This window comes from Empedobacter sp. EJD.6dd, from assembly GCF_057369435.1.
Genome location: NZ_CM170667.1, coordinates 1086548 through 1109361 on the forward strand (window position 1 = coordinate 1086548; position 22814 = coordinate 1109361).

At 31.4% G+C, this 22814-nt stretch carries 17 protein-coding genes; 7 read left to right on the forward strand and 10 right to left on the reverse strand.

Going from position 1 to position 22814, the window contains the following annotated elements:
* Positions 1 to 1823: 1823 nt before the first annotated feature.
* The 3 genes from AC2I98_RS05060 to AC2I98_RS05070 all read left to right on the forward strand — a co-directional run bounded on the left by AC2I98_RS05060 (position 1824) and on the right by AC2I98_RS05070 (position 5501).
* Positions 1824 to 2606, forward strand: coding sequence for an RNA polymerase sigma factor (locus AC2I98_RS05060; RefSeq protein ID WP_486413539.1), 783 nt, complete (start codon positions 1824 to 1826; stop codon positions 2604 to 2606).
* 2 nt (positions 2607 to 2608) lie between these two features.
* Positions 2609 to 3706: a nuclease/transposase family protein gene (locus AC2I98_RS05065; protein ID WP_486413540.1), complete on the forward strand. Its 1098-nt coding sequence runs from the start codon at positions 2609 to 2611 to the stop codon at positions 3704 to 3706.
* A gap of 490 nt (positions 3707 to 4196) precedes the next feature.
* A complete protein-coding gene (locus AC2I98_RS05070; RefSeq protein ID WP_486413541.1) occupies positions 4197 to 5501 on the forward strand; it encodes a serine hydrolase domain-containing protein in 1305 nt (434 codons plus the stop codon).
* A 29-nt stretch (positions 5502 to 5530) separates the two neighbouring features.
* Here the strand turns inward: AC2I98_RS05070 and AC2I98_RS05075 are convergent, their stop codons facing one another.
* From AC2I98_RS05075 to AC2I98_RS05100, 6 genes are all read right to left on the reverse strand, one after another.
* A complete protein-coding gene (locus AC2I98_RS05075) occupies positions 5531 to 5863 on the reverse strand; it encodes a hypothetical protein (RefSeq protein WP_486413542.1) in 333 nt (110 codons plus the stop codon).
* Between the two features lie 59 nt (positions 5864 to 5922).
* On the reverse strand, positions 5923 to 6747 hold the full coding sequence (locus AC2I98_RS05080) for a hypothetical protein (RefSeq protein ID WP_486413543.1): 825 nt from the start codon (positions 6745 to 6747) through the stop codon (positions 5923 to 5925).
* 139 nt (positions 6748 to 6886) lie between these two features.
* The gene (locus AC2I98_RS05085; RefSeq protein ID WP_486413544.1) at positions 6887 to 10063 is read right to left on the reverse strand and encodes an efflux RND transporter permease subunit; all 3177 of its coding nucleotides are present in this window, start codon (positions 10061 to 10063) and stop codon (positions 6887 to 6889) included.
* 12 nt (positions 10064 to 10075) lie between these two features.
* Positions 10076 to 11146 (reverse strand): efflux RND transporter periplasmic adaptor subunit, encoded by a 1071-nt coding sequence (locus AC2I98_RS05090; protein ID WP_486413545.1) that lies wholly within the window; start codon positions 11144 to 11146, stop codon positions 10076 to 10078.
* A 12-nt stretch (positions 11147 to 11158) separates the two neighbouring features.
* Positions 11159 to 12472 carry a TolC family protein gene (locus AC2I98_RS05095; protein WP_486413546.1) on the reverse strand — a complete coding sequence of 438 codons (1314 nt, stop codon included), beginning with the start codon at positions 12470 to 12472 and terminating at the stop codon, positions 11159 to 11161.
* A gap of 4 nt (positions 12473 to 12476) precedes the next feature.
* Positions 12477 to 13070: a TetR/AcrR family transcriptional regulator gene (locus AC2I98_RS05100; protein WP_486413547.1), complete on the reverse strand. Its 594-nt coding sequence runs from the start codon at positions 13068 to 13070 to the stop codon at positions 12477 to 12479.
* Positions 13071 to 13215: 145 nt separating this feature from the next.
* Between AC2I98_RS05100 and AC2I98_RS05105 the strand changes: the two genes are divergently transcribed.
* The 4 genes from AC2I98_RS05105 (at position 13216) to dinB (ending at position 18462) form a co-directional block, all read left to right on the forward strand.
* Positions 13216 to 14193: a YpdA family putative bacillithiol disulfide reductase gene (locus AC2I98_RS05105; protein ID WP_486413548.1), complete on the forward strand. Its 978-nt coding sequence runs from the start codon at positions 13216 to 13218 to the stop codon at positions 14191 to 14193.
* Between the two features lie 39 nt (positions 14194 to 14232).
* Positions 14233 to 14937 carry a class I SAM-dependent methyltransferase gene (locus AC2I98_RS05110; RefSeq protein WP_486413549.1) on the forward strand — a complete coding sequence of 235 codons (705 nt, stop codon included), beginning with the start codon at positions 14233 to 14235 and terminating at the stop codon, positions 14935 to 14937.
* A 159-nt stretch (positions 14938 to 15096) separates the two neighbouring features.
* Entirely contained in the window at positions 15097 to 17364 is a 2268-nt protein-coding gene (locus AC2I98_RS05115) for a cation:proton antiporter domain-containing protein (RefSeq protein ID WP_486413550.1), read from the forward strand.
* Between the two features lie 18 nt (positions 17365 to 17382).
* The gene (gene dinB / locus AC2I98_RS05120; RefSeq protein ID WP_486413551.1) at positions 17383 to 18462 is read left to right on the forward strand and encodes a DNA polymerase IV; all 1080 of its coding nucleotides are present in this window, start codon (positions 17383 to 17385) and stop codon (positions 18460 to 18462) included.
* 370 nt (positions 18463 to 18832) lie between these two features.
* Here the strand turns inward: dinB and AC2I98_RS05125 are convergent, their stop codons facing one another.
* The 4 genes from AC2I98_RS05125 to AC2I98_RS05140 form a co-directional block, all read right to left on the reverse strand.
* Positions 18833 to 19894, reverse strand: coding sequence for an agmatine deiminase family protein (locus AC2I98_RS05125; RefSeq protein ID WP_486413552.1), 1062 nt, complete (start codon positions 19892 to 19894; stop codon positions 18833 to 18835).
* A 1-nt stretch (position 19895) separates the two neighbouring features.
* The gene (gene blaEBR / locus AC2I98_RS05130) at positions 19896 to 20603 is read right to left on the reverse strand and encodes an EBR family subclass B1 metallo-beta-lactamase (protein ID WP_486413553.1); all 708 of its coding nucleotides are present in this window, start codon (positions 20601 to 20603) and stop codon (positions 19896 to 19898) included.
* A 9-nt stretch (positions 20604 to 20612) separates the two neighbouring features.
* Entirely contained in the window at positions 20613 to 21488 is an 876-nt protein-coding gene (locus AC2I98_RS05135) for a carbon-nitrogen hydrolase (RefSeq protein ID WP_486413554.1), read from the reverse strand.
* Positions 21489 to 21604: 116 nt separating this feature from the next.
* On the reverse strand, positions 21605 to 22699 hold the full coding sequence (locus tag AC2I98_RS05140) for a hypothetical protein (protein ID WP_486413555.1): 1095 nt from the start codon (positions 22697 to 22699) through the stop codon (positions 21605 to 21607).
* Positions 22700 to 22814: the final 115 nt, after the last annotated feature.

A 22814-nucleotide genomic window follows, 5' to 3' on the forward strand; every position in this document is an offset into this window, starting at 1 on the left:
TTTTCATTCTTTTAAAGAACAAACCTCCGTATTTATAACATTTTTAAAACACGGAACGTAAAGCAAAGGGCTATCCTTTCTTTACACGCTCTCTATCAGAGCCTCGGTAAGGAGACTTTGAAAGTATTCGTTTTATCTTTTTTATTCGCACAATAAATTTAAAACGTTTAATATCATTTTCCAAATTTATTGGGGTTCTGCTACCTTTTTGTTTATTGTATTATGTAAAAAGTACAATGTATTATGTATTTGAGGTTAAGATCAAGAATGAGATTCTTCGACGGGTTCAGAATGACAAAATCCGTTGTTGAAAGTGATAACGAATTTAAATATTGAAAAAGGATTATAAAAACGTCATATGATTTGGAGGCGAGTGTCAAAAAGTTGAAGTAAATGGTTAAAATATTTTACTGTTTGCGTAGCAAATGATTTAAAATATTGAATGACTGAAACTAATTTTGACCGTCGAAAATCAAAGACAAGAGTTTTTTGATTACTTTTTTGCTCTCAAAAAAGTGATAGAAAGATTTCTAGATACCTCGAAATAGCAGAATATTAGAGAAATAATATGTTAAAATGTGTTAAAATCCTGTATCGGTGTATATCGAAAATGACACTTTTCTGTATCGGTTGTGTATCCGCGCTGTATCCATTCTGTATCCATTGTATATGCGTTCCGTATGGTTTGTTCGAGGTTCGTGTATCGGAAGGGATTGTTAGGATGCATTATGTATTAAGTAAAATGTACAGATTAGATGTTAGTATTGAGAATGAGGTTGAGATTAGGGAAGAGACTGAGATTCTGAGACAAGCTCAGAATGACAAAATCCGTTTTTAAAAATGACAACGAATTTGAATATTGAAAAAGGATGAAGAAAATGGCATTAAAACTCACACGTTAAGAAAGTGGTTGAATGTAACGTTAAAAAGGTTTTAGCCCGTAGGGTTTGTGAAATCTTTAGAGAAATGAGAACATTTTTAGTAGAGAGGTTTACGGCCTTGACTTTTTGGTTACTTTTTAGTCAAGTAAAAAGTGACATTAAAGAAATGGAATACCTAAGCCATACTATGGCTTCTCCTTTTAATTTCAAATGTTTTTTTGGATGAGCTTCCCTGAAAGGTATATGAATCCAATATTCGTAAAATAATAAAGAGCATGAATAAAAAATGAAAAGAAGATTTCTCGAAATGACAGAATATTAGAGAAATAATGTGTTAAAAAGTGTTAAATTCCTGTATCGGTGTATATCCAAAATGATACTTTTCTGTATCGGTTGTGTATCCGCGCTGTATCCATTCTGTATCCATTGTATATGCGTTCCGTATGGTTTATTCGAGGTTCGTATATCGATGTTAAGTTGTAAAATGTATAGATTGGATTTGAGGCTCAGAATGACAGAAAAGATTTTTTACCACATAGGTACATAGAACTGGATGGAGAAAATAAAGAGCAATAGAGAAGATAAATCTATTAAACAGAGTAAGGAGATCGCTATGTTTCTGTTTACTGAACTTTACAATCTCTAAAAAAAGTGACAGAAAGATTCTTCGACAGGCTCAGAATGACAAAATCCGTAAAACGTTAAGTGTAAAACTTAATAAAACCTATGTTTCTATTGTGGTTAAAGATAGAATTGATAAAAAACACGTAAAACGTTAAGCGTATAACATAAAACATAACAAAAAAACCCTTTCCCAAAAACAAAGTTGGCGCGATGTACTGGAAAAGGAGTGACTTTTAAAACTAATGTTGAATTAAAAACTATGTAAAAACGTAGAACGTAATACGTATCACGTAAAACATAATTAAAACCACCTTTATTATGCTAGAAAAAGAATTTGAATTATTAAAAAAAGGTAATTCTGCTGCTTTCGAACGTATTTATGTCAGATATAATAAACGAATCTTTTGGTTTGGTAAACAAATAATTAAGGATGAGTTTGTAGTAGAATGCTTGGTACAAGATGCATTTCTGAGATTATGGGAATATCGCGAAAAGATGGAGTCTCCTGATCATATCTTTTTCTTTTTGAGACTTATAATGAAGTACAGTTGCTATTCGCATTATGCTAAACCGAAGAACAAGTTTTTTAGAACTGTAAGTTCAATAGAAAGTTATGAGAATTATCAAAGTTATTTGGCTGGATATGATCCCGCTGATGTAATAGAAAACCTAATCGATCATGATAGACAACAGCACTATTTTGATGAAATTATAAAAGTATTACCCTTATTAAGTACTGAAAGAAAACATTTGATAGAACTCTGTTTAAAACATGGATTTCAGTACAAAGTGATTGCTCATTCAATGGGAAGAGGAATAACTGAAACAAGTAACGAAATTAAGCGTGCTATTGATGATCTTAAGAAGATTTTAAGTCATCATGATAAGTTAATTATTAAAACCAAAACAGTCTCTACAGCAGAGAAGCAATATCAAATATCTGAAACACAATCGTTGATATTAAAACTTCGATGTGAGCATAAGCAAACTTTTGCCAATATCGCTGAAGAATTACAACTATCTCAAAAAGAGGTATACAATGAATTTGTAGTAGCCTATAAATTCACTCAACAAAACAAAGTTCAATCCCTAAACTATTGATGATGGAAAAATCTACCTTAATACTCACTCGAAAAATACAATTAATTATAGATTTACCAACTCAAGAAGAACGTAAAGAGGCATTAGACAAGCTTTATAAATGGCAAAATAGATGTTTTAAAGCCGCTAATTTGATTGTTTCTCATTTGTATGTACAAGAAATGATTAAAGATTTTTTTTACCTCTCTGAAGGAGTTAAATATAAATTAATGTACGAGAAGAAAGATGCAGAGGGTATACTAGAGTGCTCTAGAATGAATACCATTTATCGTGTACTTTCAAAACGTTTTAAAGGCGAAGTTCCAATGAATATTTTATCTTGTTTGAATAATATGTTGTATCAATCTTTCAAAAAAGATTGTGTCAAATATTGGAAAGGTGAAATCTCATTAAAAAATTTTAAACGAGCTATGGCATTTCCTTTTAATAGCAGTAAAATAACTAAATTATGTTATAATGAAGAGAAGAAAAATTTTTGTTTTATCTTATTTAAAATACCATTCAAAACTTATTTAGGAAAAGATTTTACAGGTAATAAAAAACTACTGGAACAAGTGATAAGTGGAGAAATAAAACTTTGCACCTCACAAATAAAGTTAGAAAAAAGTAAAATATTTTGGTTAGCAGCCGTTGAAGTTGAAAAAGAGAACCATCAATTACAATCCGAAATTATTGCAGAAGCTTCCTTGTCGTTGGAATATCCATTGGTTGTAAAAATAGGTAAATCTCGGCTTACTATTGGTACTAAAGAAGAGTTTCTTTACCGAAGGTTAGCGATACAAGCATCCCGTCAACGAATACAAATTGGAGCAACTTATGCCAAATCGGGCAAAGGAAGAACGAGAAAACTAAAAGCCCTAGATAAAATGAGTCAAGTAGAACGTAATTATGTGCATCATCGACTACATGTCTATAGTAAAATGTTAATTGATTTTTGCATCAAATATAAAGCAGGAACACTTATTTTATTGGATCAAGAAGAAAAGATAGAGCTAGCTAAAGAAGAAGAATTTGTACTGAGGAATTGGAGTTATTATGAACTGATGACCAAAATAAAATACAAAGCTGAGAAAGCAGGAATTGAGCTTATAACAGCTTAAAAATATAATTTTTGAGGGTGATTGTACACCCGTAAGGTGAGGTTGATGACAAACACTCACTAAATGTGAACAACATATACTAAGGGTGTCTGAGTGTATACTAGAATAGATAAAGGCAGGATACTCCCAACATCAAGGCAACATAGTGGCAACATAGTGGCAACATAGTGGCAGTAGAATGTATGTAAAAGATTTTTGTAGTTCAGGTGTTGTAATGATTGCCTAGTTGTTTTTTTATACAAAAAGGTCATGGTTAAAATATTTTATACAAACGTTTTGATTTTTACTACAGCAAATGATTAAACGGTGATGGTTTGCTGATTTAAGCAAAACAACAGCGGATACTTTGTGGTTAACAACTCGGGAGGAATTTCGCGAAAGCGGAATTATTAGTATACGTTAAAATTAAAAAAGTTTAAAATGGTTTTCGTAAATTTGAGAAGCAAGCTTCTCCTCTACTTCATTTATCAACCAAATAAATAGTACAACTATGAAAAAAATATTAGTTTGTTTAATTTTAGTGATGACGCAAATGAGTTATGGACAACAATTCTTGACTGCAGAACAATCGGATCCTAAGAATTTTGATTGGATGAAAGGTTTTCCTCCAAAAAAAGAAAATATATTATCCGCTATTGATGGTAGTTTTTTTAATTTTCCGGCGTTGCGTTACAGCGTTTGTCATATGCGCGAGTTTTTTCCAACCGTCAACGTTCCTTCTACTCAGGAAAATCGATATACATGGAAAACTAAATTGGATCAATCTATCGATAATGTAACTTTTACTCCTTTAGAAAGTAAAGAAACTATGACATGGAAAGAATCTTTGCAAAAAAATTATACCGATGGAATTATTGTTTTACACAAAGGTGCTATTGTTTATGAGAACTACTTTGGAGAACTAAACAAAAACGGAACTCATGCCTTGATGTCGGTTAGTAAAACCTTGACAGGTACTTTGGGCGGTATGTTGGTTGCTGAAGGCATTTTAGATGAAAATAGATTGTGTAGTTATTATGTTCCTGAATTGAAAACCTCAGCTTTTGGTGATGCCACTATTCGTCAAGTTTTGGACATGACAACCGCATTACAATATAGCGAAGATTATAGTGATCCTAATGCTGAAGTGTGGGCTTTTTCGGCTGCTGGAAATCCTTTTCCTAAACCTGCAAATTATAATGGACCTACAAATTATTATGATTATCTAAAAACAGTCAAGAAAAATGGTAAACATGGCGAAGCTTTTGGTTATAAAACGGTGAATACTGATGTGATGGGTTGGATTATTACAAAAGTATTGAATAAACCTTTGGCTCAAATTCTATCTGAAAAGTTTTGGGAACCATTGGGAACTAACTTTGATGGATATTACCAGATTGATGGTGCTGGAATTGCTTTTGCAGGAGGTGGATTTAATGCAAACCTAAGAGATTTAGCAATGTTTGGAGAAATGATAAGAAACAATGGTTACTTTAATAATAATCAAATTTTACCTAAAAAGTTGGTTGACGAAATAAAAAAAGGAGGAAATAAACAAGCATTTGAAAAGGCAAATTATAAACTTCTAAAAGGTTGGAGCTACAAAGATATGTGGTGGGTAACGAATAATAAGCATCAAGCGTTTATGGCACGTGGGGTTCATGGTCAAGCGATTTATGTTGATCCAAAAGCGGAAATGGTTATTGTGCGCTTTGCTTCGAATCCAGTTGCTTCTAATAGCGCAAACGATCCGTATTCTTTACCAGCTTATCATGCTGTTGCAAAATATTTACTAAATAAAAAAGAGAACTTTTAGTTCTCTTTTTTATTTTTGATTAGATTGATTTATTTCATCTTCTCTACTTTTATATATTTGTTCCCATCTGCATCGCTCCATGTAGGACCTTCGACCGAAACCTCATCTCCAATATTCAAGGTTTTATATTCTTGATTGTTCTTTTGAAAATTTATGATGCTAATTGTTGCTTTGTAATGCTCTCCTTTTTTGGTTTCGATTGTTGCCATATAGCCATCTTTACCTTTTTCAAGTTCGGTTACTTTACCGTTCACAACAATTTGATGTTCTTCTAAAGTTGAATCCGTATTCGCTTTGTTCGTTGTACAACTATTCATAAAAAGACCAGCTGCAAGAATGATTAAAGCATAAGATTTTTTCATAATTATAATTTAATAACAAAATAAACCAAACTTTATACCATATCTCTTCAATACGATGATTACTCTTCGTCTAAATTTTCTATTTCTGATTCTAGACCTTGTCCAAATTCACTCAAAGCTGAATTTAAAGAAATCTCGTTGCAATAAGCAGATCCTAAATCCAATCCTTTTTGTAAAAACTCTTCCGCTTTATCTTTTTCTCCTGTAAAATAGTAATACGTATAAAATAATCCGTAACCATCAGGATTTCCTAAATCTAATACACGTTGTGCTAATTGCTCTAACTCTTTATTTGGTTTAAGTTTTATTTCGTCCGCCGCATTCAATGTTTCGAAAACACCACCAGATTGTTCAGCAAATTTATAAGCAAAAACTATTTTACAACTTTCATCAAAACCTTCTTTACACAATTGCGCATTGGCAGCTTCGTTTTCTTTTATTTTTTTAGTTAAACTTTCTTCATCAAAATCGAACAAATAACTTGCATTATTTTTAAAATTGATATCATAGTTTTTTGCCATCCAATTTGCACGTTGCGCTAATTTTGAATCTGCTTGTGGTTTATTTTCAAAAGATTTCAAATTTGATTTATATACTTTTTTATCCACCCAATCTGAAATTCCTTTTAATTGATTTTTCTCTTTTTTGAAGATAAAAACCGTTTTTTCGACAAATATTATAACCGAATCATTGCGTTCTGTAAATTCGTAACCAACCTCATCAAATTCACCGATTGTTACTCTTCCTTTACCATCAAATTTTAATGGATTATATAATTCATCTTTTGCTTTTGTTGTAAAAACGCCTTCTAACGTATTTGTTGCTTGCTGTGCAAAAAGTGTTGACACCATAAATAATGTTGTCAATAAAAATAGTTTTTTCATTTTTTAGAAAGTCTCAATTAATATCACGCCAAAAATAAAATTTTTAATTCGTCTAAAACTCACTAATTATAGTTAAAAAATAAAAAAATTCGCTCCTAAAATAGGAGCGAATTTAACTATTAAATATCTAAACGAAAGATTACTCTTCCCATTCTTCTTTTATTTGTCTTGCTTCATAATCTGCAACCATTTCTGCTTCATAATCTACTTTTTCTCCTTTTGAGAAACGACGGATTGCACTGTCAAATAGAGAATAAACCACTGGAACAATAATTAATGTAAGGAATAATGAGGAAACTAATCCACCAATAATTACCCACGCTAATCCGTTATTCATCTCTGCTCCTGCTCCTTCTGCTAATGCAATTGGAATCATACCAAAAACCATGGCGATAGTTGTCATTAAAATTGGACGAAGACGCGCATGATTGGCTTGCACCAAAGCATTGTGTGTTGTTTCTCCAGCTTCTTTTCTATGGTTTGTAAAATCGACCAATAAAATGGCATTTTTACACACCAAACCAATTAACATAATCATTCCGAGAATGGTAAAGATATTCAATGAATTATTCGTTAAAGCTAAAACCACAAAGACACCAATTAATGATAATGGAATCGAAAACAAAACCACGAAAGGATAAATAAACGAGTCATACAAAGCAACCATTACCAAATAAACTAAAATAATTGCTGCCAATAATGCGTAACCTAATGTACCAAAACCTTCGGATTGATTTTCTTCATCTCCACCCCAAACATACGATACACCGGTTGGTTTTTTACTGTCAATTTTTTGTAAACTATTTTTGAAATCAGTCACAATATCACCTGTTGTACGACCAACAGATTGCGCTTGCACCGTAACAGAAGGTGTTTTATCACGACGTTCTAAGAAACTTGGTCCAGAACTTTGTGTAACCGTAGCAAATTGATCCAAACGAATTTGTTGTCCTTTATCATTCACAAATATCAAACTACGAACATCATCAATATTCGAACGATTAAAATCATTGTACTGAATATTAATATCATATTCGTATTCACCCGCTCTAAATTTACCATCTGTATTTCCAGAGAAAGCAGTTTGCATCGTCAAACCAACTGTTTGTAAATTCAATCCTAAAGCAGCCATTTTATCACGATCAACTTGCACATTAATTTCAGGATTTCCGGCTTCTGTTGTTAGTTTCACTTCCGAAGAACCTTTAATTTGTTCTAATTCGTGTTTTGCTAATTCAGCAAATTTCATTGCACTTTCTAAATTTGGACCTGTCACAACCAACGCAATTGGCGCTTGTTCTGCCCCAATTAAACCAACTGGAACTGTTTTTACTTTAACACCAACCAATTCTTTTTCTAATTCGCGTTTTACTTTTGCTGCATAAATAAACGAATTGTCACTACGCTCTGATTTATCATTTAAAATAACGTCAATTTCTGCTTTGTAAGCTGTTGCTTGTGCTGCTCCAAACCCTTCAGAACTTTGTCCGACAGTTGTAATCATATCAACAACTTCTTTTTTACCACGTAAAAACTTTTCTGCTTTTTGCGTCATAAAATTTGATTCCTCGATTGTTGCATCTTTTGGTAATTCTAATTGAACCAAGAATTCTCCTTTATCTGTTTTAGGAAAAAATTCTCCTCCAATGTACTTTCCTCCCATTAAGATAGCAATTGTCCCGAATAAAAAAATGAAAACTCCAATAAAAACACCAATTCTTCTAACAGTTGATTTTAAACACCATTCTAACATATCAGAAATGAAGTGAGTAAATTTTGTTAATTGTTTTTCGAACCAAAGAATAAATTTCTCAAAAATATTTTTTCCTGTTATATGTTCTAATTTCCCGAAACGAGAAGATAACCAAGGAACAATTGTAAATGACGACAACAAGGATAGTAAGGTTGCGATAACAACTGTCACACAAAACTGTGCAATAATATTCGCCACCAAACCTGTACTCATTGCAATTGGTAAGAATACCACAACAATTACCAACGTAATAGCTGTTACTGTAAATCCAATTTCTTTGGCACCATCGTATGAAGCTCTAATTTTAGATTTCCCCATTTCCATGTGACGGTAAATATTCTCTAAAACAACGATGGCATCATCCACTAAAATCCCTACAACAAGCGATAAACCAAGTAATGACATCAAGTTTAAGGTATATCCCATCAAGTACATTCCGATAAATGTTGCGATTAAAGAAGCTGGAATAGAAACCATTACAATAAAGGCATTACGAATACTATGTAAAAACAAAAGCATTACAATTGCAACTAAAACAACCGCTAAAACTAAATCGAAAATAACGTGATCTGCCGCAGCCAATGTAAAATCAGACGTATCATTTACAATCTGAATTTTAAGACCTTCTTTGCTATAATCAGCTTCAACTTTTTTGATGGTTTCTTTCATCAATTCAGAAACAGCCACTGCATTTGCATCAGATTGTTTTACAACTTGAACAATAATCGCTGAACTTTGATTAACACGTGCAATTTTTTCTACTTCTTTCTGAGAATCTTGCACAAAAGCAACTTCCGATAAACGAACTTGAATTCCGTTATTCGAAGAAATCACTAAATTATTTAATTCATCAACTGATTTATATTTTCCAGAAAGACGAATAATTGTAGAGTTTTCGCGCGTTTTTACACTTCCTGTTGGGAAATCTAAATTTGAAGTTAAAATCGCTTGCTGAACTTGAGGCACAGATAAACCATAACCTTTCAATTTCACAGGATCTAAACTTACCTGAATTTCACGTTCTTGTCCACCAATCAAATTTACTTGCGCAACACCTGTTACACGTGATAAAAATGGTTCTATTTTTTTATCTAATAAATCGTACAAATCTTTTTCTGTCAACTTATCAGATGTTACACCAGCTGTAATAATTGGTAAATCACTTAACGAGAATTTCGTCAAAGAAGGTGGATCAACATCATCTGGTAAATCTTTCTCAATGGCATTAATCTTACGTTGTGCATCATTCAACGCTAAATCTGCATTCGCATCAGAATTCAACGTAACCATTACAACTGATAAACTTTCGTAAGATTTTGACTCTACTTTCTTTACGTTTTCTAAGGCTGCAACTGCATCCTCTATCTTTTTGGTAACAGAGTTTTCAACTTCATTTGGAGAAGCTCCAGGATAAATCGTTGAAATCGTTACTACATTCGTTTCAAATTTTGGGATTAATTCGTATCCCATTTGCGTATAACTAAACAATCCTCCTAATGTTAAAATCGTGAATAACACGATAATCATTGTGGGACGTTTAATTGATATTTCTGCTATTTTCATGGAAATCTTATCTTACTTTACAACTTTTACTTTCGTTCCATCTTTCAAATTAATCTGACCACTTGTCACGATTTCAGCTCCATCTTTAATTCCACTAATAATTTCAACTTCAGTTCCAACCGTTTTTCCAATTACTACTTTCGTTAATTTAGCTGCATTATTTTCAACCACGAAAACTTGTCCTGAACTAATTCCATTTACGAAAGCATTTGCTGGAACAACTAATACATTTTTCCCCGCATTTACATCATCTTTCGACGAGAAAACTGCTGTTCCATACATACCAGCTTTTAAACCAGAATTGTTAGAAACTTGAATTTCTACTGGGAAATTTAATGAAGCATCTGCTTTAGGCGCAATAAAAGAAATTCTCCCTGCAAACTCTTGATCAGGAAAAACACTAGCCAATACTTTGATTGTTTGTCCCACTTTCAAATTCACAACTTCTGCTTCTGTTACCGTAACTTGTAATTTTAGTTTTGATACATTTACAATATCAAACATTTGCGACCCTGGTGCAACAACAGAACCTGGCTCGATGTAACGCTTGTTAATCACACCAGAAATCGTTGCTTTTACATTGGTATCACGAACACGTAAATTTTGTGCAGAAACCGCTGCTCTCGCATTTTTTAATTGTAATCGAGAATTATCTAATTGTTGCTTTGTTACTCCTCCAGTTTTGTACGCATTTTCGTAACGTTGATTATCTATAATCGCATTCTGAAGGTTATTTTGTGCTTGTGTTACATCAACCTCAATCGCATCTTTTTTTATCGTTGCTAATGTTTGTCCAACAGATACATAACTACCTTCATCTACCAATACACGAACAATTCGACCAGAAATTTCTGAAGGAAAACTCATTTCTTGAAATGGCGCAAACGTTCCGTTTGACGTATAATCTGTATTTAAGCTTTCGTATTTTGCTTTAATTGTATTTACCACAACCTCATCGTTACTGGCATTTACAATCGCAACTTCCTCTTCTTGTTTTGCTTTGTTATTTTTGATGATGTAAACTGCTCCACCAATCAAGCCAGCAGCAATTAATATATAAAGTAAAGTTTTTACTGATTTCATAAATCGGTTCTATTATTGAATTAATGTTTTTAAGTCTCCTTTTGCTTTGATTAATGCTATTTCTGCAATTTTATATTCTAACAAAGCATTTGAGTAATTATTTCTTGCGTCTGTCAACGCATTTTCAGCATCTAAAATTTCTGTCAAATTAGCTAAACCTTGTTGATAATTATTTTGTGTATTTGCTAAAACTTTTTCTGCCAACGATACATTTTCTTCTTGAATATCGACACTTTTTAACGCATTTTCTATTTGCGCTTTTGCATTATGATATTCTAAACTCAAACCAAGTTTTGTATCATTCATTTGCTCTTCAATGTCCAACAAATCAATTTCAGCTTGATTAATTTTTGCTTTTGTAGCACCTCCAGAAAAAATCGGAACTTTAACACTCAAACCAATCGAAGCTAAATCTGACCATGTATAAGTTTTTGAAGTAATAAATTTTTCACCAAAACCTTGCAATCCATAATTACCAGCTAAACCAACTGTTGGATAAAGATTTGCACGTTCAGCTTCTTTTGCAAAACCTAACAATTCTTTTTGTTTTGACAATACTTTAAATTCTGTTCTATTTTCTACATCAATTTGATCTTCTAACAAAACTAAATTCGGTGTGATTATTTCTTCTGTCAACGTAATTGGCTGTTCTATTGGATAACCCATATAAAATTTCAATGCATTCTTGTTAATTTCTACTGCATTTACCAATTGTTGACGAGATGAAGATATGTTATTTAATTGCACAACTATTCGGTCTAAATCAATAGGCTTTGCCAAACCATTATCCACTAAACTTTTGATAACATTGCGAACTTTATTCGTGTTTTCGTAACTTTTATCAATTGTTTTTAATTTTTCTTCTTGAATAAAAACCTGATAATACGCATTTGCAACACGCTCAATAATTTGTTCATCTGTTAAATCAGCATTCACTTGATAAAATTCGCGTGTTGTTTTCGCCGCTTTCAAACCTGTAAAAACACGTTGATCGAACAATGTTTGATTTAACGTAACGCCTAAACTCGAATTCCATGGTTGTCCCATTTTAATGACAGTTGTTTGCCCTCCCATTGTCAACGCAGTTTCTTGCACAATTGGATTATACTGTAATCCTGCATTTGCATTTACTTGAGGCAAAGCTCCTGCTCTGGCTTCATCAATTTTATATTCTGCTTTTTTGATAGCCAAATCCGCACGTTTAGCATCAGCTTTATTTTCTAATGCAAAATTTACGGCATCTTTTAACGCAATAACTTCTTGGGCGTTTACAGAATTTACCAACGTTATTATTGCTATAGTAAGTAATAATTTAAATCTCTTCATCGATTTAGTTCTTATTAAAAAGTGTATTAAGAATAATTTCTTTTCGATCGGATAGAATTCGTTTAAAATCTTCGTCACTCAATTTCAAATCCAATTGAAGAAGTGGACGAATTGTAAAAGGATAATTAATCAACGAAATCATATTTAATAGAAATTGAATTGGCTCCATTTTTTCAATCGTACCCTTTTCCATTTCTTCTTCTAATCGTTCATAAAAAACAACCACTACTTCATCTAAATGATCTTTCATTAATTTAGAACACATGGTATTATTTTTATTCATTTCGGTAACGATATACGTTTCCAAATAAGGATATTGAATAGATGTTTTAATTGAATCTTCAATAAATTCGCCAATCATCTCTTTTATATCTCTATTCCTATCTAGAATTGCACGAGACTTATCACTACTTACACGTGTAGCTTCTTCGTAAATAATACTAATCAAATTATTACGTGATCTAAAATAATAGTTAATCAACGTTCTGTTCACTTTTGCTTCATCAGCTATTTCTTGCGTTGTTGCATTAAATCTACCTTCGGCAAAAAACATTCGTTTGGCTGTATCTTTAATTAATTCTTCTGTATCATCTTTCATATTTATATGAGTGTTTTATTTTTGACAAATTTGTCAAACAAAATTATTAATATTTTTTGTCAATCCAAACAGTTAAACATTATTTTTATAAAATTTTGATCAAAATTCTAAGGTTTACGAAGTTGATTATCCGTAAATTTGCTCAATGAAAGAACAATATGATTTGATTATTGTAGGTGCTGGACCAATTGGTTTAGCCTGTGCAATAGAAGCGAAAAGAAACAATCTTTCTTATTTAATTATTGAAAAAGGTGCTTTGACAAATAGTTTGTACAACTATCCTTTGTATATGACATTTTTTTCAACTGCCGAACGTTTAGAAATCGGTGAAATTCCGTTTAATTGTATTGCGCCAAAACCTGGTCGACAAGAAGCATTAGAATATTATCGAAACATTCATAAATATTTTAAATTCAATCTAAATTTATACGAAGAAGTTGTTACAATTAATAAAATTGAAACTAACAATTTCGAGATCAAAACTTCTAAGAATAATTATTCTACAAAAAACGTAGTTCTTGCAACAGGTTTTTATGATATTCCTAATTTGATGAATATTGAAGGTGAAAATTTACCAAAAGTTCATCACTATTATAAAGAAGCACATCCTTATTCTTTTCAGAATGTCGTGGTTGTAGGAGCTAATAATTCTTCTGTTGATGCTGCTTTAGAATGCTATAGAAAAGGTGCAAATGTAACAATGGTAATTCGCGGTGAAGGTTTTACACATCGCTTAAAATATTGGGTTCGTCCTGATATCGAAAATAGAATTGCAGAAGGAAGTATTAAAGCATATTTTAATTCGAACATTACATCTATTGATGATAATAACATAAATATTAAAACTCCTGAAGGAAATATTTCAATTGAAAATGATACAGTTTTAGCTTTAACAGGTTATCATCCTAACTTTAAATTTCTCGAAAATTGTGGAATTACATTAAGTGATGATGAATTGAAAACACCTACTTACAATCCAGAAACAATGGAAACAAATGTGGATGGCTTATATTTAGCAGGTGTTGTGTGCGGCGGTATGTTAACGAACATTTGGTTTATCGAAAATTCGCGCGTACATGCACAACAAATTATTGAAGCTATTTTAGCAAAAAATACGAAATAAAAAAATCTGTATTCAACAGAAAATAAAAATATATACGACATGAAAGATCTTTTCGGACAGGCTATTTTAGATTATCAAACCAATAATTCGCCCGAAGATTTATATACAGAGACATCTATTTCGGAGTTGGATGTGATGCCAATCGATTACCTTTTTAGGGATTATGATGATATGCCCACTTTAGAGCAAAAAGCATTAGACTTAACAAAAGGAAAAACACTAGATGTTGGTTGTGGTGCGGGTTCGCATTCTCTTTATTTACAAGAAAAAAACATTGACGTTTTAGCAATTGATATTTCTCCAAAAGCAGTTGAAGCTTGTCTTTTAAGAGGTGTAAAACATGCTAAAGTTCAAAATTTTCTGGAATTAAATGAAACTGAAAAATTTGATACAATTCTTTTTTTAATGAATGGAACTGGAATTTTTCAAAACCTTGTATTAATTAATGTTTTCTTAGATAAGGTTAAGAAATTATTATCAGAAAACGGTCAAGTTTTAATTGATGGAACAGACATCATTTATATGTTTGATGAAGACGAAGATGGTGGAAAATGGATTCCAAGCAACGGAAACTATTATGGAGAATTAGATTTTACTGTTCATTACAAAGGCGAGCAAGAAGAACCAATTCAATGGTTGTATTTGGATTTTGATACGTTAAAAAATGCGTGCGAATATCATCAACTAAAATGTACAAAAATAAAAACCGAAGGAGATTCTTATTTAGCAAAAATCATTTTGTAAAATATCGTTTCAATAAGAAAATACAAACTCATTAATTCATCAGAATTAGTGAGTTTTTTTATTCTAAAACAAAATTGATACTAACATAAACTTAATCAATCATTCGACAAAGTATTATCCACCAAAAAGCATTAAATTAGTAGAGATTAAACGTAATTTATGGGAGAACACCTACCAAAACTCATTACCGATTTAGGATTAATTCTTTGTGTAGGCGCTGTGACGACGCTTATTTTCAAACGTATCAACCAACCACTTGTTTTAGGATATATTATTGCTGGTTTTTTAGTAGGACCACATTTCGAATACATTCCTTCTGTTGCGGAAGAACATAATGTTGAAATTTGGGCAAAAATTGGCGTAATATTTTTACTTTTTAGTCTTGGACTAGAATTTAGTTTCAAAAAATTACTAAATGTTGGTGGATCTGCTTCTATCACTGCAATTGTAGAAATTATATGTATCGTAACTGTTGGTTATTTTGTTGGACGATTGATGAATTGGTCAACTATGGACAGTATTTTCCTCGGCGGTTTATTAGCTAGTTCTTCTACAACGATTATTATTAGAGCATTTGATGAATTAGGATTGAAACGAAAAAAATTCGCAAACGTCGTATTCGGAATTTTAATTGTAGAAGATATAGTAGTCATTCTATTAATGGTAATGCTTTCTACAATGGCAGTTAGTCAGCATTTCAACGGAACTGAGATGATTAATTCATTTGTCAAATTAGGCTTCTTTCTTGCTGCTTGGTTTATTGGAGGTATTTTTATTATTCCCACTTTTTTACGCACAATAAAAAGTTATTTAGATGATGAAACATTATTAATTATTTCGATTGGATTATGTCTTGGAATGGTTTACATCGCAGATAGTGTAGGGTTTTCCATCGAATTAGGTGCATTTGTAATGGGTTCTATCTTAGCAGAAACTGTATATGCAGAAAAAATTGAGCACAACTTTCAATCTGTAAAAAATCTATTCGCAACAATTTTCTTTATTTCAATTGGAATGATGATAGATCCAGTTTCTATGTATCAACATAAATGGGCTATTTTAATTGTGACTCTTTTAACTATTTTCGGAAAACTAATCTTTACTTCATTAGGGGCAATAATTTCAGGTCAACCATTAAAACAATCTATTCAAGTAGGAATGAGTATGGCACAAATTGGTGAGTTTGCATTTATTGTTGCTGGTTTAGGCCTTTCACTTGGAGTTACAAGCGACTTCCTTTTCCCTGTTGCCGTTGGTGTTTCTGCAATTACAACGTTTACTACACCATATTTAATAAAGTCTTCGGATAAAGTTTATAGAATTTTAGAAAAAATAATACCTCAAAAATTCATAGATGGCATAGAAAAATATTCAGCTGATACACAACATATTCAAAATGAAAATAAATGGAATAAAATTATCAAACAAACTGTTACAACTATTTTTATTAATGGAATTATTATTATCGCAATTACCTTAGTTGTAAAAAGTTATATTTTATTATTGATAACAGATTGGTTTACTTATTTTGGTGCAAGTTTAGTTAGCCTAATTTTAACATTTATATTATGCATTCCATTCATTTGGGCAATAATTGGAAATCGCCCAAAAAGAGAAATCATACGTGAATTTTGGGATGAATCTAATTATAACCGCGCTCCTATTATTGCAATTATTTCCATTCGACTAGTATTAGTTATCATTACTGTCATTTTTATATATAATCAATTTTTTTCAAGTACAATTGCTTCTATAATTTTAGCGATTAGTTTATTGATAATGATGTATTTTTTATCTAAATATTTCAATCAATTTTACACTTATATTCAGACAAAATTTATCTATAATTTGAATGAACGAGAAATTCTTAGAAAAAGAATTGAAGAAAAAAAGAAGAAAGAAAAATTTCAATATACATGGGATAATACACATATTTCGGATATGATTGTTCCACAAAATGCGAATTTTATTGGCGTCAGATTAGGAGATTTAGATTGGCGAACGAAATTTCAAATAAACATCGCCTATATTAAAAGAGGTGATAGAATTATTCAAACACCAAATTCAGAATCCGTTTTATATCCATTTGATAAAATTGGAATTATCGGTACGGATGAACACATTCAACGTTTTGAGAAATATCTGCAAATTATTGGTGATACACCTCCTGAAAATAATGATTTACAAAACACAGATAATTTCACATTGGATAAAGTCGTTATTCCAAATGATTTTTGCGTGTTAGAACATAAGTCAATTGGCTGGGTAAAAGATACTGCGAAAGGAATTGTTGTTTCGATAGAGCGTGATGGAAAAATGATTCATAATCCAGATCGAAATATACCCATCGAATTGGGCGATTATTTGACTATTGTTGCTGATAAGAAAAACTTAAAAAACTTTATTCAAACCTATCATTTAAAATAAAGCGAGTAATTTTGTAGAATGCAACGCAAGATTATTCACATCGATATGGACGCTTTTTTTGCTTCTGTAGAACAGCGAGATTTCCCAGAATTAAGAGGGAAATGCATTGCTGTTGGTGGAAATGAAGAACGTGGCGTAATTGCTACTGCAAGCTACGAAGCAAGAAAATATGGTATTGGATCTGCAATGTCTTCGGTTGTCGCAAAACGAAAATGTCCTCAATTAATATTTGTAAGACCTCGATTTGAAGTTTACAAAGAAGTTTCTAATCAAATTCGTGAAATATTTCTTGAATATACAGATTTAGTTGAACCTTTATCTTTGGACGAAGCTTTTTTGGATGTAACAAACAATCATAAAAACATTGAAATAGCGACAGATATCGCCAACGAAATAAAACAAAAAATAAAAGAACGTACAAACTTAACGGCTTCTGCAGGCGTTTCGTTCAACAAATTTTTAGCAAAAATTGCTTCTGATTACAATAAGCCAGATGGTCTATATGTTGTTACACCTAAAATGGCTGAAAACTTTATTGATAAACTGCCAATAAAAAAGTTTCATGGAATTGGCAAAGTAACTGCAGAGCGTATGCAAATGATGGGAATTCATACTGGAAAAGATTTAAGAAATCTTGAATTAGAAAAACTTATGCGAGAATTTGGGAAATCTGGTCAATATTATTACAACATTGTAAGAGGCTTAGATTTTAGAGAAGTTAATCCTACTCGTTTGAGAAAATCTTCGGGTTCTGAAACTACTTTTAGTAAAGATTTAGAAACATTAGAGGAGATTCAAATTGCCTTATTTCCATTAATAGAAGATGTATGGAATTGGTCGGTTAAAACAACTATTTACGGAAGAACAATCACTGTAAAAATAAAATACAATGATTTTACTGTTTCAACGAAAAGTAAATCAGCTTCATTTCCAATTAAAAATAGAGAGTTGTTTGATCATATTTGTTACGACTTATTAAACGAAGGTTACTCTTCAGAAAAACCTGTAAGACTTTTAGGTGTTTCTATTTCGAATCTTGAGAATAATCAAAAAAAAATCGGCTCTCAACTTGAAATTCCTTTTAAAGAAATTGTATAAATTATGTATACAAGATTTTTTATTCCTAAATTCAAAAGAATAACAATTTTATAATCAATAATTTAAAAATGTTTTAAATCAATACATTTTATTTACTTATTTGATGTATTAATTTATTTTTTTTCAAGTTGTAGACATATTGATGATACCTAAAATTTTTCTAAATAGAAAATTATTTAGAAATTTGTCTCAACAAACAATTACAGTTTGATACGCTTTACATTACTAACCAATAACCAAACTAAAAATGAAATTTGATAAATCTAACCAATTTATCAAGAACAAACCTAAACCAAATGTTTACTACCTAAACCAAATTAAAAAAGCTGAGTTAACCACTCAGCTTTTTTGTTGTTTATATTTTACGGAACTATATCTTTGGTTCTTGTTGACTTAAACAATGAAAAGATCCTAATCCCCAAATAATATCCGTAGAATCGATTCCTATAACTTTACGATCTGGAAAACATTTCTGAATAATATCTAACGCTATTGAATCTTTTGCACAACGATAAGTTGGGACGATTACTGATTGATTGGCAATATAAAAATTAGCATAAGAAGCAGGTAAGCGTTCGCCTTCACAATAAACCGCATCCGGCATTGGCAATTCGATAATGTTTAATGGACGTCCATCTTGTAATTTCATTTCTTGCAATTGGCGAAGATTCACTTGCAACAATTCGTAGTTATCATCCGATTCATCTGTTTCAACAACCGTTAAGACTGTGTCTTCATTTACAAAACGAATTGTATCATCGATATGTCCATCTGTATCATCTCCTACAATACCATCTTCTACCCAAAGAATTTGCGAAACACCATAATAATTTCTCAAAAACTCTTCAATTTGTTCTTGCGAATATTCTGGATTACGATTTTCGTTTAATAAACAAGATTTAGAAGTCAATAAGGTATCTTTCCCATTAAATTCTACCGAGCCTCCTTCCATAATAATTCCTGGATAAAAAACTGGAAGATTAAATTCAACACCAATTTTTGTAGGTACAACATCATCATTTTCGAAAGGTGGATATTTTCCTCCCCAGGCATTAAATCCCCAGTCAACAATAATTTTTGGATTTTCAGAATTGTTTTTATTCAACAAAAATGCAGGACCATGATCACGACACCATGCATCATTTGTTTCATTAAAATAGAATTCAACTTGTGTTAAATCTGCATCAGTTTTTTCGATATGAGATAAAGCGAAAGCTTTCATTTCTTCATCCTTAACATTAATACGAACTTTTTCACCTTTCGTTAATTCGGCTACAAACTCGGCATAAGCTGGATAAATTAACTGAATGCGGTCTGGCCAAGATTCTTCTTTATGAGGCCAAGAAAGCCAAGTAGCTTCATGTTCTTCCCATTCAGCAGGAAAACGATAACCTAAATTCTTAGGAAATTTTGATGTATCTATTGTGTTCAATTTATTTATTTTCTAAAAGTTTAAACGTATTTTCAATATGACCATTGGCTTTCCAATTATCATGCCCTGGAATTACTTGTTTAATTTTTGGATGTTTCGTCACTAATTTTTGTACAGTTTTAGGCCATTCAGTAACATTTGCTTCACCAGTATAACCTAAATTAACTGCATCTACACCTTTTATTAAACAACCTCCATTCAGAACTTTGTACTTAGGAAACCAAACAACAAGATTATCTTCTGTATGTCCTGGTCCAAAATATTCGACAACAAACTTTTCTTTACCAAATTTGTATGTTTTTCCTGATTCTATTTCAAATTTAGAAGTCGCCTTTCCTTCTTTTTTTAATTTTTTATTCGTTAAAGCAGAAGCATAAGTTGGAATATTTAATTCATTATAAAAGCTTAAATCTCCTGCTCTATCATCATGAGAATGTGTTGCAAAAACAGCAATTATAGGTAAATTATATTTTTCCAAAAGTAAATCGTTCAAAGTTTGGTATTGCGACTTTTGCCAAGGCACATCAAACAAAACGATTCCCTTTTCTGTCACCAAATACATGCTATTCGCATTATATTCAACTCCATTAAAAGAATTAAACGTTTGATAAACATAAAGATTCGTGTTAACTGAATCGATTTGAATTGGTTTTATTTGACCAAATACAAACGTACCTATCAAAGCGACAAGTGAAAATATTTTTTTCATTGATTTAACTTAATCTTCGTCAATAAAACGTTTTGTGATGGGCTGATAAGAATCAATACGACGATCTCTTAAGAAAGGCCAATGTTTGCGAAAGAAATCAGATTCGTTCAAATCTAATTCAATCACTTCTGTTTCTTCATTTTCATGAGAAGCCAAATACAATAACTTTCCTTGTGCATTCGTTGCAAAAGATCCTCCCCAGAATTTCATTGCTCCATCTTGTTCAAAGCCAACACGATTAACAGAAACCACAGGAACTCCGTTTGCTACAGCATGAGAACGTTGAATAGTTTGCCAAGCGTTGTATTGATCTGTATTTGTTTCTTCATCTTGATCAGTTGCCCAACCAATAGCAGTTGGATAAAATAAGATATCAGCTCCCATAAGAGCTGTAATACGAGAGGCTTCTGGATACCATTGATCCCAGCAAATTAAAACTCCAATTTTACCAAATTTAGTATCAAAAACTTTGTATCCTAAATCACCTGGTGTAAAATAAAATTTCTCATAAAATGCTGGATCATCAGGAATATGCATTTTGCGGTATTTTCCTAAATATTGACCATCAGCATCTAAAATTGCTGTTGTATTGTGGTATAAACCTTGTGCACGTTTTTCGAATAAAGAAGCAATAATTACCACTCCCAATTCTTTTGCAACAACTGATAACGCATCTGTAGATGGACCAGGAATAGCTTCTGCTAAATCAAAATTATCATAATCTTCGACATCACAGAAATATAATGATGTAAACAATTCTTGCAAACATACAATTTGAGCACCTTTTGCAGCTGCTACTTTTACTTGTTCTATTGCTTTGTTTAAATTCTCTTGTTTGTTATTAGTACAAGTCATTTGTACCATTCCAACTTTAACTTTTGCCATTTGATAAATAGGTCTAAAAATAAAAAATGAATAATTAGTACAAAAATAGGGAATTTAGTAGGATAAAAAACGTATATATTTTGTTTTAAGATTTATTTATTAATGAAAGATTTTAATTAATTATTTAATAATACCCATCCAGTAGATTTGCATCCATAAAAATTATCTTCTACAAAAATTATTTTCCCAAGGTTATCTGTATTACAAATATTAGAAGTTAAAACAGTATTTCCTGCTGCTACTTTTATAGCTCCATTTATTTGAACTTTAGCGTCACTTTTAGTTGTTTCGAAATTATTAATTCCTACGCCTAATTTACCATTTCTAAGCAAAGTTAATGCATCAGAAGTTAACGAAGTATTATATCCATTTCCAACTGTAAGTAATCTATCTGTCGTAATATTTATACTTAAACTATTGTTATTATTATCCGTTAAATTATCTACAGCAGTATAATTAGTATTGTATGAACCAAATACAACTTCTAATGGGGCGTTTGCTTGTGTATGATAACCGAAAGCAGTAGATAAATTACCTATCGAGTTTGTCTGTAACCCCCAAGCAGTAGAACCATTTCCAGATGCATTATTTCCACTCATACTTCCACTTGAACCATTCCAAGACATTGAGTTATTCCCTGAAGCAATATTAAAACCACCAAATACAGAAGATCTTGCTCCTACAGATCTATTCATTATGCCGCTTGCAAAACTAAAATTTCCTGAAGCACCATAAATTCCATTTGTACCTGTGTATGCGTAACTAAAATCAACTGCAGCTGATCCTAATGGTGCATAATATTTAGAAACTAAAGGTGATTTAATATGTTTTATAAATCTTAAACCTGTTGTATATTCATCATTTGAAGAAAGAGGATTAGTATTTGTTTGAAAAATAGGTGAATTCAATGACTCCCAACTCCCTTCATTCCAATAATAAAAACCTGGATAATAAACATTTTTCATTTTCAAGTTATTAGGATTGGGCAAAACATCCTTAATGTATACGATCATTGTATTTTGCTCCGATGTTGTAGCCATTGTATTTGCTTGAATATATGTTATACTTGGAATTATCACACCTTTTAAAGGATTTGAATCATTCTCTGATACATGTAATGTTGCTTTGGGTTGGCTTGTCCCAATTCCAACTTGAGCATTAGTAAAAGTTATAAAAGTCAAGAATAATGTAGAAAGTATGTTTTTTTTCATATTAATTTGTTGGTTTTCTGTCTCTTTATCAAAAATTAAACCAAATCTACTAAATGTCAATGTTTTATCAAAATTATTTTTTCGCTTTAATTTTACATCAATTTTAAGTAAAAAA